The sequence below is a fragment of the Rhizobium sp. NXC14 genome (genome assembly GCF_002117485.1).
Classification (GTDB): Bacteria; Pseudomonadota; Alphaproteobacteria; order Rhizobiales; family Rhizobiaceae; genus Rhizobium.
Map to the genome: position 1 here is coordinate 306,689 of NZ_CP021030.1, position 11,979 is coordinate 318,667.

Here is an 11,979-nt window from a genome sequence, read left to right on the forward strand (position 1 = left end):
TTGCCTACGAGGATAACGGCTGCCTGATCGGCTCAGACGCAGCTCTGAACATTTCCAGCAGGAAATGCTCGATCCGAACGACCTTTAAACCGGAGATAATTTATGGACTATATCAATGCCGCCATTCTCGGTGTCGTAGAGGGGATCACCGAGTTTCTGCCGATCTCGAGCACCGGCCATCTCATCATTGCAGAGCAATGGCTCGGCCATCGGTCGGACATGTTCAATATCGTCATTCAGGCGGGCGCCATCCTCGCCGTCACCATTATCTACTGGCGCCGTCTGCTGGATCTGGTGCTCGGCTGGCGCGAGCCTGAGAATCGGGACTATGCCGCCAAGCTGATCGTCGCATTTCTCATCACCGCAATTCTCGGCCTCGTCGTCAAGAAGCTCGGCTTCGAACTGCCGGAGACGGCGACGCCGATCGCCTGGGCGCTCATCATCGGCGGCATCTGGATGATCTTTGCCGAATGGGCCGCCGCGCGCCGGCCGCCGCATAAAAAGATCACCTGGCTCGTCGCCATCCTGGTCGGCATCGCCCAGATCGTTGCCGGCGTCTTTCCGGGCACGTCACGCTCCGGCGCCACCATTTTCGTCGCCCTGCTGGCCGGCACCGGCAATCGCGCCGCGGCAACCGAATTTGCCTTTCTCGTCGGTATTCCCACAATGTATGCCGCAAGCGGCTATGAACTGCTGAAGACCTTCAAGGACGGCGGCGCGGCAGGTGAAGACTGGACGGCGCTCGCCATCGCCTTCGTGGTCTCCACGATCGTCGCCTTCATCGCCGTCAAATGGCTGCTCGCCTATATAAGGAGCAACCGCTTCACGCTGTTTGCCATCTACCGCATCATTCTCGGTGTCTTGCTGCTCGGCATGGCCGCGACCGGCTTGATCGCCTGAGCAACCTGCAACTGCATTCGCGCAGCTCCCGGCGCGAATGCATTGCCCTGTCGGAATTTGGCGCACGATACCCGCTCGCCGGCAAGCGTCGAGTTTTCAGAACATCTTGAGAGGAAGGACGCTCGTCGCCGCTTTGAAGCAGGCAATATCGAGCCGTCATTGCGGAACGCCTTGTTCGGCGTTCCCGATTGCTTGTCTTTTGGATGCCGGCGCAAAGCGCCGGCCTTTTCGTCAATGGCTGATCGAAGCCGTCGAGCAAGGATCGACGCCGTAAGCCGGCGAGCAGTCGCCCTTGACCGCCGCGACCGAACCGGGCGCAACGAAGGAACCTGCCATGATAATCAGCGCCGCACACGCAAAAAGGAGCGCGATTGACTTGCCCATCGAGAAATGCCTTTCACAGTGATTGCCGCACGCCTTCCCAGACGTTGAGTCCGTTGGAAGGCGCGGGGTTTGGTAGTCAGTGGAATGACAAATAGCAATAAACGTTCCTGCTAAATTTGACGTTAATTCCACAAAATTTCCGCTGCGCCTTTTATGCAACGCTGCTCGATATATCAGGCAGGAAAACATGCCGAGTTTGCGCCGGCATGGCAGAGCCGCACGCCGTTCAGGACGCGCAAAGAACGCCATGCTGCGGCAAAGCAAACGCCGCCCGCGGGACCGGCGGACGGCGCTATCGTTCCTCGGGAAAGATCGTCAGGCAGCCTTGCCGGAGCCGGTATACTGGCCGTGCGGACGGTACTGCACGAGATAGGAGCCGAGCACCGATGCCGGCATGGTCGGCGTGATGCCAAGTCCCTTCAATGTGCGGCCTTCCGCCTCGGCTTCTGCGGATACGACGTTGTCGCGCTTGAGCAGGCGCACCTGGTCGGGCGTGATCGGCGGCGTCACGAAGGGGATCAGCGAGGCGATGCTGCCGATCAGCGAAGCCAGGCCGAAGGGCAGGGACACCAGCGGGTTCTTGCGGTTCGTCACCTTCAGCATCGTCTCGAGACATTCGCGGAAGCTCAGCACCTCGGGCCCGCCGAGCTCATAGATCTTGCCGCCGGCAACCTTGCCATCGACGGCGCGGGCGACCGCCTCGGCGACGTCCTCGACATAAACAGGCTGGAATTTTGTCTTGCCGCCGCCGACCAGCGGCAGGACAGGCGACATGCGGGCCATGTTGGCAAACTTGTTGAAAAAGCTATCCTCCGGTCCGAAGACGATCGACGGACGGAAGATCACCGCATCGGGCTTGATGGAGAGAATAGCCGCTTCCGCGCGGCCTTTGGTGCGGCCATAATCCGAATCGGAATTGGCGTTGGCGCCGATGGCCGAAATATGGGTGAGGGTCGCGCCGGCATTGCGCGCCGCTTCGGCAACCGCGCGTCCGCCGAATTCCTGCACCGCGTCGAAGGTGTTGCGGCCGGTCTGGTGCAGAATTCCGACGCAATTGACGACGTGGCTTGCTCCCTCGACGGCACGGTCGATCGAGTTGCGATAGCGCAGGTTCGCCTGCACGAAGGAAATCTGGCCGACATTGCCGAGCGGCTGCAGGAAGCCGGCGAGATCGGGCCGGCGCACAGCGACGCGGATGCGATAGCCGCGCTTGGCGAGCGCCCGCACCACGTGTCTGCCCACGAAGCCGGAGCCTCCGAACACGGTGACGAGCGGCGGCAGGTTGGCAAGGGTCATGGCAGGTTCCTCGAAAGGCTTGGGGATGCTTTGTCGGCACCCGTATTAGCCCAATCCCGGGGCGACGGGAAGGCCTATCGCGCCGTCAGTTTTTGGCGAAGCGCGCAGCTTAGACGCCTTCGACGACGACCATTTCCGCATCCGCCACTTCGTGGCGGATTTTCGCGGCGATCTGGTATTCCGGTGAGTTATAGCAATCCACCGCATGCTGCATCGACGGGAATTCGATCACGACGTTGCGGGCGCGCGCCTTGCCTTCGAGCTCGGTGATGGCGCCGCCACGCGCAAGGAAGTTTGCGCCATATTTTTCGAAAGCCGGTTTGGCCGCCGCCACGTAATCCTTGTAGCGCTCGGCGTTACGAACGTCGACGCGGGCGATCCAATATGCCTTGGCCATGATCTTCTCCCTTGTGCCTTTTTGAGTTCAGCGGTTTGCCGGCCAGAGCGCGCTCACCATCTCGTTTAGGAGGCCGCGGGCCGCCTCTTTCGGATCGGGCGCTTTGACGATCGGCCGGCCGACGACGAGATGGGTTGATCCCGCTTTCAGCGCGTCGAAAGGTGTCATCACCCGCTTCTGGTCGCCCTTGTCGCTACCGGTCGGGCGAATGCCGGGGGTGACGATCGCCATGTCGGGACCGACGACCTCCCGCACCTCGGCCGCCTCCGCCGCCGAGCAGACGATGCCGCCCATGCCGGCGGCGCGGGCCTGTCCGGCGCGGCTGAGTACCAGGCTGTGCGGGTCCTGGCTATAACCGGCCTCGGCAAGGTCCTCGGAATCCATCGAGGTCAGCACGGTGACGCCGAGCAGGCAGAGGCCGGAGCCGGCAGCGGCCTCCACCGCCGCCCTCATCGCCTTCGGATAGGCATGCAGCGTCAGCATCGACATGCCCATCTTGGCGATATTCTCGACACCTGACGCGACGGTGTTGTCGATGTCGAGCAGCTTCATGTCGAGAAAGATCTTCTTGCCGCTTGCGGCAAGGTCGCGGGCGAATTCGAGGCCGCCGGCAAAGACCAGCTGGTAGCCGATCTTATAAAAGAGAATGTCGTCGCCGAGCCCGGAAACCAGTCTTTCCGCCTCGCCGATCGTTGGAACATCCAAGCCGACGATCAACCGCTCGCGTGCGTCCATGTGAAGTCACCCCCGCCAGTCTTCGATGGGCGTCCAGTCGCATGTTAGGCCGAGATCCGCAAGGCCGAAAGCATAGAGATTGCCGCCGCCCACCGGCTGGTCGCGGTCGCGGGCAATCGGCCGCCCCGCCAGATGGCATTTGAGCAGCGTGCCGACGCCGCCATGACCGACGAAGGCGATCGGTGCGGCCGGATCATGCGTGGCGAGAACGGCCTTGACCGCCGCGACGATGCGGGCCTGCGCGTCGGCGGCGCGCTCCCAGCCTTGGAAGCTTTTTTCCGGATGGGCAAAGAACCAGTTGGCCGCCTCTTCGAATTGCGGCGGCGGCAGGAAGCCGGTCGCCGACCGGTCGTTCTCGTGCATGCCATGCACGATCTCGATGCTGATACCGGAGGCGGCCGCCAGAATTTCGGCGGTCTCGATCGCCTTCGTCTCGTCGCTGGAGACGATGCGGGTTAGCCGTTTGGCCCAGCCGCTCTCGGCAGCTTTGCGGGCGCGCACAGCCCCGACATCGGAAAGGCCCCATTTGGGCACGGGAACATTCGCATCGATCTTGACTTGCGGGTGGGTGATATAAAGTCCGAACATCTCAGCCGCGGCGGTAGATCCAGAGCTGCGCCGGAGGGATGTTGCGCATGACGAAGTCGAAGTGCTGAATGTGATAACGATCGGGATTGGCGGCGATCGGCGAAATCGCGCCATAGGAGATTTGCACCACAGGCCGGCCGGCCGGCAGGCGGTCGAGCAGGCTTTCCAGCAGAGAGACGCGCATCGCCATCGGAAAATTCAAGAGCGGAATGCAGGAGATGACGCAATCGAACGTCTGCTCGCCGAATGCGCCGAGCGTGGTTTGGAGATCGAAAGCATCGCCGTTGATGAAATGCACGCCGGGATAAGTCCGCAGCAGATGCTGGTGGAAGTCCGTCGAATATTCGATTGCGACCAGATTTTCCGGTTTCACGCCCCGGCCGAGGATGGCCTTGGTGATGGCACCAGTGCCCGGGCCGAGTTCCAGCACTGGCAGCCCCGAATGCATATCGATGACGCTGGCCATGCGCTTGGCGGTAATCGAAGAGGTCGGCACGATCGAGCCCACCGTCTTCGGCCCCTGCATCATGCCCCGGAAGAAACGGATTTCCTCGTCAAATCTCTTCCCGAGGTGTTCCTTCACCTTGACCCGTAAGCGCATTCTCCACCCATCCGCATGTTGATCGACTGTCTTAATATGCCGCTTGTCGCTGCTTGGACAAGGATTTTCGCAACAAGAACATCGGCATCAACAGCTCATGCGGCCTTTCGGTGGGAATCAGGCATCAGATCGGCAAGCCGCTCGGCCAGGTGTTGGGCGTCGATGGGCGCGCGCAGCTTCTTGTCGGTATTGTCGAAATAAAGATAGACGTCGCGGCCCCTGGCGCGTGCCGGCAAAGGGTCCAGAACGCGCGTCGCATCGTCAGGCTCTCGGCCGCTTGTCCAGGCGCGGATGCGTTCCGCCCATAGATCGAGCGCTTCGTCTTCATAGCCGCTGACATAGAGCTGTTCGGACCCATGCAGACGGCAATAGATGAAGTCGGCGGTGATATCCATCAGCAACGGCCATTTCACCGTATCGGCGCAGACCAGCGCTGCCTTGTGTCGCCGGAGCATCTCGATGAACTCAACTGAGCGGAAGCTGTCGTTACGGATTTCGAACGCATGGCGGATCGGCTGGTGTCCGTCGCTTGTGAGCCAAGCCTGTTTGAGGCGCTCGTCATGCCGCTTGGCAAGCGTTATCGCCGCATCGTGATCATGCGGCAGCAGCGACAGGAAATTTTCGAAACGATCGGGATCGAAGGCCATGTTGGCCGGGAATTGCCAGAGGATCGGCCCGAGCTTGGGGCCAAGCCTCAGCAGACCCGAGGCGAAGAAATTGGCGAGCGGCGCTTCGATCTCCCTCAACCGCCGCACATGGGTGAGGAAGCGCGGTCCCTTGACCGCAAAGACGAAATCATCGGGCGTTTCCTCTCGCCAGCGGCCGAAGCTTTCTGGCCTCTGCAGCCCATAGAAGGTGCCGTTGATCTCGATCGAACGGAAGTGACGGGCGGCATAGGAAAGCTCCTGCTTCTGCGGCAGTCCCTCCGGATAGAATTGCCCGCGCCAGGGCGCATAGGTCCAGCCTGAAATGCCGATGCGCACCGCTCCCGTCTTTTTCATTCTGGAATCCTCCTGTTTGACAGGAGGAAAACCGAAAGCGGCTGCCTTCGTTCCGTCAGACGCGCATCGGCATCAAGACGTAGAGCGCGTCGTCACCGGCCGTGTCGCGGATCAGTGTCGGCGAGCCGGCATCAGCCAGCAGGAAGATCGCTTCCTCGCCGGAAAGCTGCGCGGTGATGTCGAGCAGATATTTGGCGTTAAAGCCGATTTCCATCGAATCCGTGTCGTAGCCGACGGCGACTTCTTCCGTTGCGCTGCCGGAATCGGGGTTGTTGACGGTCAGCATCAGTTGCCCTTCGGACAGAGCCAGCTTCACGGCGCGCCCGCGCTCGGAGGAGATCGTCGAGACGCGGTCGACGGCCTGGGCGAAGGTCGTGCAATCGACACGCATTTCCTTGTCGTTGCCGGTCGGGATCACGCGCTGGTAATCCGGGAATGTGCCGTCGATCAGTTTCGAGGTCAGAACGATCGAGCCGATCGTCATGCGGATCTTGGCGTCGGAAACCTCGACGGTGACGATCGCTTCCGGATTGTCGACCAGCTTCTGCAGTTCGCCGACCGTCTTGCGCGGAATGATGATGCCGGGCATGCCCTCGGAGCCCGACGGCGCGTCGACATCGGCGCGGGCCAGCCGGTGGCCGTCGGTCGCCACCGCCCTGAGCTTCAGCTCACCATTGCTCTCGATCGTGTGGAAGAAGATGCCGTTCAGATAATAACGTGTCTCTTCCGTCGAGATCGCGAACTGGGTGCGGTCGATCAGCATCTTCAGATCGGTCGCCTTCAACTTGAAGGAATGCGTGAAGGTGCCGGCGGTCAGATCCGGGAAATCGGATTGCGGCAGGCACTGCAGCGAGAATTTCGAGCGGCCGGACTGGACGGTCATCGAGCCGCCGTCGGTGCTGGTCGCCAGCAGCACTTCGGCGCCATCGGGAAGCTTGCGCACGATATCATAGAGAAGGTGAGCGGGAACGGTGGTGGCGCCTGCTTGTTCGACGTTTGCCGGCGTCGCCTCGGTGATTTCGAGGTCGAGGTCGGTCGCCTTCATGTCGAGGTTCTGGCCATCGGCCTTCAGCAGTACGTTGGACAGGATCGGGATCGTGTTGCGACGTTCGACCACACGGTGGACGTGGTTCAGCGATTTCAGAAGGTTTGACCGCTCAATAGTAATACGCATGGGATGCTACCGCTTTCGACCGTGACTGCCCGGGCGCATCGAAGGCCCGAAGAATGCTTTCCCGATTTAGGTCGGGGGAGTGGAGGGGCAAAATGGCAGACTTCAGCATTGGATGGCAAGAGGCATGGACGGCTGAGCCCTCGCATTTCAGGTTTTCCGGAGCAATCCTCACAGAAATCCCAACCCTTGCCGAAGCGCCGCCGCTCGCCCATAAAGGCCCGATGACGGGCGAAGGCCGTCGAGACGAAGGCAAATGGCATGAACGAGCAAACCACAGCGGAGGACGCCAGCCGGCGAAGCTTCCGCCTCCACAACATGGCGGTGCCGGCGCGGCCGCTGGAGCCGGCGCTCTATCTTGTCGCCACTCCCATCGGCAATCTCGGCGACATCACGCTGCGCGCATTGGAAACGCTGGCCGGCGCCGACGTGCTGGCCTGCGAGGATACGCGCGTCACCCGCGTTCTGCTCGACCGCTACGGCATCCAGAACCGCCCCTTCGCCTATCACGAGCACAATGCCGACGAAGCCGGCCCGCGGCTCATCCAGGCGCTCGAAGCCGGCCGCTCGGTGGCGCTGGTGTCCGATGCCGGCACGCCGCTCGTCTCCGATCCAGGCTACCGGCTGGCCCGGCAGGCGATTGCCGCCGGTTACCGCGTCATTCCCATTCCAGGCGCCTCGGCGCCGCTCGCCGCCCTTGTTGGTTCCGGCCTGCCGAACGACGCCTTTCTCTTTGCCGGCTTTCTGCCGGCCAAGGACAAGGCCCGCCGCGATCGTCTCGGTGAATTTGCCGCAGCTCCGGCGACGCTGATCTTTTTTGAATCGCCCCATCGCATCGCTGCCACGCTTCTTGCCGCCGCCGATGTGCTCGGCCCGGGCCGGCCGGCCTGCGTCTGCCGTGAGTTGACCAAGACCTATGAAGAATTCCGCCGCGGCACGCTGGCCGAACTCGCCGCCCATTACCAGCAGGTGGAAAACGTCAGGGGCGAGATCGTCCTCGTCGTCGGTCCGCCGCAGCCGGTAGAAACCTCCGAGGCCGATGTCGAAGCCGTGCTTGCCGATCTGTCGATGTCGATGCCGACAGCAAAGGCTGCGACCGAGGCCGCCCGTCTCACCGGCCTGCCGCGCAAGGCGCTCTACCAGCGCCTGCTGGAGATGAAGGGCGGCAATGGGTGATAAAGACCTCACCGCCGTAAAAAGGAAGGCGCTGCGCCGCGGCCGCATGTCGGAATATGTCGCCGCCGCCTTCCTGATGCTGAAGGGATACCGTATCCTGGCGCTGCGCCACCGCACCAGGCTCGGCGAGATCGATATCGTCGCCCGCAAGGGCGATCTCGCCGTCTTCGTCGAGGTCAAGGCCCGCCATGGCGAGGCTGCGGCGATCGACGCCGTGTCTGTCGCCGCTCAGAAGCGGATCCGGGCGGCAAGCGATCTGTGGCTCGCCCGCCAGGCGGATCAGGCCCGCCTTTCCCAGCGCTACGATATCGTCGCGGTCATGCCCGGCCGGTTGCCGCGGCACTTTCCCGACGCCTTCTGAGCGCTTTCAGCCCGGTCGAGTTTCCGGATTGTTAAAATTTTAGTCCCCCGTTGAACGAGCTCCTTAGGACTTTCTGCTACCCACCGTCGCAATAGGGGTTGAGATTAGGGGGTTGTTGCGTGGCCTTGAAGATGATGCTTGCAAGCGCGGTCGCCATGGCGGCGCGCTCGGTGCCGTATATCGCGCTGAAGCCGGCCGGGAAATCCTTCGTCGCGCATGCGAGCGACCACCTGCCGCTGAAATCGACGCCGATCAATCCCGACTGGATCATCAGCGGCAATCCGCAGGCGCGCACCGCCGAACATTCGCGCGGACATGACGAGGCGTCGCTGACGGCGATCTGGGACTGCACGGCGGGCGAATTCCGCTGGTATTTCGGCTGGGACGAGACCGTGATGATCCTCGAAGGCGAGGTCCATATCACCGCCGAGGATGGCACGGAACGGACCCTGCGCACCGGCGACGTCGCCTTTTTCGCCGGTGGAACCTGGGCGAGCTGGCGGGTCGACACCTACGTCCGCAAGGTCGCCTTCCTGCGCAAGCCTTTCCCGAAGCCTTTGGCGATCGCCTATCGTCTGCGCAACATGCTGCGCAACGGCGGCAGCCAGGGCATCGCCGCCTGAAAGTTGCGAACGCCCGAAGCCCTTGATGACCGTTGCGTTTAATGCCGGGCCGACCTACATCTGTCCGGCATTCAGCGAGGGACGGAAATGGCCAAGATCACCAATGTAGCGGTCCAGATGGATCATGTCGCCGGCATCAATATCGCAGGTGACTCCACCTTCGCCATGAGCCTGGAAGCGCAGGCGCGCGGCTACAGGCTCTTCCATTACACCCCCGAGCGCCTGAGCTTCCGCGACGGCAAGCTCTTTGCGAGCGTCGAGCCGATGGTCCTGCGCGACGTCAAGGGTGATCACTTCGAGCTTGGCGCGCCCGAACGCGTCGACCTTTCGACCATGGATGTGGTGCTGCTGCGCCAGGATCCGCCCTTCGACATGGCCTATATCACCTCGACGCATCTGCTCGAGCGCATCCACCCGAAGACGCTCGTTGTCAACGATCCGGCCTGGGTTCGCAATTCGCCGGAGAAGATCTTCGTCACCGAATTCTCCGACCTGATGCCGAAGACGCTGATCACCAAGGATCCGGCCGAAATCCGCCGCTTCCGCGATGAGATGGGCGACATCATCCTGAAGCCGCTCTATGGCAATGGCGGCGCCGGCGTTTTCCATTCGACCCGCGACGATCGCAATCTCTCATCGCTCTTGGAAATGTTCGGCCAGCTTTTCCGCGAACCCTTCATCGCCCAGCAATATCTGCCCGACGTGCGCAAGGGCGACAAGCGCATCATCCTCGTCGACGGCGAGTTCGCCGGCGCGATCAACCGCGTGCCGGCCGAGCATGACAGCCGCTCCAACATGCATGTCGGCGGCCGCGCCGAGGCGACCGAGCTGACGCCGCGCGAAAAGGAAATCTGCGCCCGCATCGGCCCGGCGCTGAGGGAACGCGGCTTCCTGCTCGTCGGAATTGACGTCATCGGAGATTACATGACCGAGATCAACGTAACCTCGCCGACAGGCATCCGCGAGGTCAGGAAGTTCGGCGGCGCCGATATAGCAAGCCTGCTCTGGGACGCGATCGAGCGCAAGCGCGGCTGAGGCTGCGATCGGGTACAACCGCGCCCACCGCTGATTATCTGTCTGCGTTCTTTTATTGTTCTTGTTTTAGTCCGGCTTCCGTGCCAGATTGCAACCGCTGGCTTTCAACGGCCACAGGGGGCGGTCTCTAAGAGTTTGCGGGACAAGGGTGGGCATATGGTCGCGCGTGTCAGTACGGTAGCATTCCAGGGCATCGAAGGCGTTCCGGTCGAGGTTCAGGTCATGATCGCGCCCGGCAAGGTCGGCATGCAGATCGTCGGCCTGCCTGACAAGGCGGTAGCCGAAAGCCGTGAGCGTGTGCAGGCTGCCCTTCACGCCTCCGGCCTGGCGCTGCCGGGCAAACGGGTGACCGTCAATCTGGCGCCCGCCGATCTGCCGAAGGAAGGTTCGCACTTCGATCTGCCAATCGCACTCGCGCTGATGGCGGCTCTCGGCGCCATTCCTGGCGACGCGCTGACCGATTATGTCGTCGTCGGCGAACTCAATCTCGACGGGACGATCGCCGCCATTGCCGGCGCGCTGCCGGCCGCGATCGGCGCCAATGCGCTCGGCAAGGGGCTGATCTGCCCGGCCGAAAGCGGCGCGGAAGCCGCCTGGGCCGGCGCCGAGGTCGATATTCTCGCCCCGCGCAGCCTGATTGCCCTTGCCAATCATTTCCGCGGCACGCAGGTACTGTCTAGGCCGGAGCCGTCGATCCGCGCCAATGCCGCCAACCTGCCGGACCTTGCCGAGATCAAGGGCCAGGAAAGCGCAAAACGCGCGCTCGAGGTGGCGGCCGCCGGCGGCCACAATCTCCTGATGGTCGGGCCTCCCGGCTCCGGCAAGTCGATGCTGGCGTCGCGCCTGCCGTCGATCCTGCCGCCGCTTTCGCCGACCGAACTGCTTGAAGTGTCGATGGTTCATTCGATCGCCGGCCAGCTCACCGGCGGCAAGCTGTCCGACCGCCGGCCTTTCCGCACCCCGCACCACTCCGCCACCATGGCAGCGCTTGTCGGCGGCGGCCTCCGCGCCCGGCCGGGCGAAGCCTCGCTTGCCCATCACGGCGTGCTCTTCCTCGACGAATTCCCCGAGTTCACGCCGCAGGCGCTCGATGCGCTGCGCCAGCCGCTCGAAGGCGGCGAATGCGTCATCGCGCGCGCCAATCACCGCGTATCCTATCCGGCGAAATTCCAGCTGATCGCGGCGATGAACCCCTGCCGCTGCGGCATGGCCGGTGAGCCCGGCCACACCTGCGCGCGCGGCCCGCGCTGCATGAGCGACTATCAGGCCCGCATCTCCGGCCCGCTGATGGACCGCATCGATATCCGCATTGACGTGCCCGCCGTTTCCGCCGCCGATCTGATCCGGCCGATGGCGGCCGAGGCCAGCGCCGACGTCGCCCGCCGCGTCGCCCAGGCCCGCGAGATCCAGCAGGAGCGGTTCGAACGCGCCGGCGCCAGGGATATCGGCACCAATGCCCGCTGCTCCACCGCGATGATCGAAAAACTCGCCGAGCCCGATGCGAGCGGCCTGCAGCTCCTGCGCGACGCCGCTGACAAGATGAAATTCTCCGCCCGCGGCTACCACCGCGTCCTCAAGGTTGCCCGCACGTTGGCCGATCTCGACGACAAACCGACCGTCGGGCGTCTGCATCTCGCCGAAGCGATTTCTTACCGCATCGCTGGTGAGAGGTTGACGGCGGCGGCGTGAGGTAGAAGTGAATAGGGAATGG

At 63.0% G+C, this 11,979-nt stretch carries 14 protein-coding genes; 6 read left to right on the plus strand and 8 right to left on the minus strand.

The window, feature by feature from the left end:
• Positions 1 to 102 precede the first annotated feature (102 nt).
• Positions 103 to 900: an undecaprenyl-diphosphate phosphatase gene (locus NXC14_RS01540; RefSeq protein WP_085776665.1), complete on the plus strand. Its 798-nt coding sequence runs from the start codon at positions 103 to 105 to the stop codon at positions 898 to 900.
• Positions 901 to 1,131: 231 nt separating this feature from the next.
• Here NXC14_RS01540 and NXC14_RS32845 read toward each other — a convergent pair whose 3' ends face one another.
• The 8 genes from NXC14_RS32845 to dnaN form a co-directional block, all read right to left on the minus strand.
• The gene (locus tag NXC14_RS32845) at positions 1,132 to 1,284 is read right to left on the minus strand and encodes a hypothetical protein (RefSeq protein WP_041678526.1); all 153 of its coding nucleotides are present in this window, start codon (positions 1,282 to 1,284) and stop codon (positions 1,132 to 1,134) included.
• 315 nt (positions 1,285 to 1,599) lie between these two features.
• A complete protein-coding gene (locus tag NXC14_RS01545) occupies positions 1,600 to 2,580 on the minus strand; it encodes a complex I NDUFA9 subunit family protein (RefSeq protein ID WP_085776666.1) in 981 nt (326 codons plus the stop codon).
• Between the two features lie 109 nt (positions 2,581 to 2,689).
• Complete coding sequence (locus NXC14_RS01550) at positions 2,690 to 2,977, minus strand: DUF1330 domain-containing protein (protein ID WP_085776667.1); 288 nt, start codon at positions 2,975 to 2,977, stop codon at positions 2,690 to 2,692.
• 27 nt (positions 2,978 to 3,004) lie between these two features.
• Complete coding sequence (pyrF, locus tag NXC14_RS01555; RefSeq protein ID WP_085776668.1) at positions 3,005 to 3,712, minus strand: orotidine-5'-phosphate decarboxylase; 708 nt, start codon at positions 3,710 to 3,712, stop codon at positions 3,005 to 3,007.
• A gap of 6 nt (positions 3,713 to 3,718) precedes the next feature.
• The gene (locus NXC14_RS01560; RefSeq protein WP_085776669.1) at positions 3,719 to 4,300 is read right to left on the minus strand and encodes a histidine phosphatase family protein; all 582 of its coding nucleotides are present in this window, start codon (positions 4,298 to 4,300) and stop codon (positions 3,719 to 3,721) included.
• A gap of 1 nt (position 4,301) precedes the next feature.
• Positions 4,302 to 4,901, minus strand: coding sequence for a phospholipid N-methyltransferase PmtA (pmtA, locus tag NXC14_RS01565; protein ID WP_085776670.1), 600 nt, complete (start codon positions 4,899 to 4,901; stop codon positions 4,302 to 4,304).
• A 95-nt stretch (positions 4,902 to 4,996) separates the two neighbouring features.
• Positions 4,997 to 5,902: a DUF72 domain-containing protein gene (locus NXC14_RS01570; protein WP_085776671.1), complete on the minus strand. Its 906-nt coding sequence runs from the start codon at positions 5,900 to 5,902 to the stop codon at positions 4,997 to 4,999.
• Positions 5,903 to 5,957: 55 nt separating this feature from the next.
• Positions 5,958 to 7,076 (minus strand): DNA polymerase III subunit beta, encoded by a 1,119-nt coding sequence (gene dnaN, locus NXC14_RS01575; RefSeq protein ID WP_085776672.1) that lies wholly within the window; start codon positions 7,074 to 7,076, stop codon positions 5,958 to 5,960.
• A gap of 258 nt (positions 7,077 to 7,334) precedes the next feature.
• Here dnaN and rsmI point away from each other — a divergent pair, with 258 nt between their 5' ends.
• The 5 genes from rsmI to NXC14_RS01600 all read left to right on the plus strand — a co-directional run bounded on the left by rsmI (position 7,335) and on the right by NXC14_RS01600 (position 11,957).
• Positions 7,335 to 8,249, plus strand: coding sequence for a 16S rRNA (cytidine(1402)-2'-O)-methyltransferase (gene rsmI, locus NXC14_RS01580; RefSeq protein WP_085776673.1), 915 nt, complete (start codon positions 7,335 to 7,337; stop codon positions 8,247 to 8,249).
• A complete protein-coding gene (locus NXC14_RS01585) occupies positions 8,242 to 8,610 on the plus strand; it encodes a YraN family protein (protein WP_085776674.1) in 369 nt (122 codons plus the stop codon). The genes rsmI and NXC14_RS01585 overlap by 8 nt, the downstream gene beginning before the upstream one ends.
• 119 nt (positions 8,611 to 8,729) lie before the next feature.
• The gene (locus tag NXC14_RS01590; protein ID WP_245362118.1) at positions 8,730 to 9,233 is read left to right on the plus strand and encodes a cupin domain-containing protein; all 504 of its coding nucleotides are present in this window, start codon (positions 8,730 to 8,732) and stop codon (positions 9,231 to 9,233) included.
• Positions 9,234 to 9,320: 87 nt separating this feature from the next.
• Positions 9,321 to 10,268: a glutathione synthase gene (gene gshB, locus NXC14_RS01595; RefSeq protein WP_085776675.1), complete on the plus strand. Its 948-nt coding sequence runs from the start codon at positions 9,321 to 9,323 to the stop codon at positions 10,266 to 10,268.
• Between the two features lie 156 nt (positions 10,269 to 10,424).
• The gene (locus NXC14_RS01600) at positions 10,425 to 11,957 is read left to right on the plus strand and encodes a YifB family Mg chelatase-like AAA ATPase (protein ID WP_085776676.1); all 1,533 of its coding nucleotides are present in this window, start codon (positions 10,425 to 10,427) and stop codon (positions 11,955 to 11,957) included.
• The last annotated feature ends 22 nt before the right edge of the window (positions 11,958 to 11,979 follow it).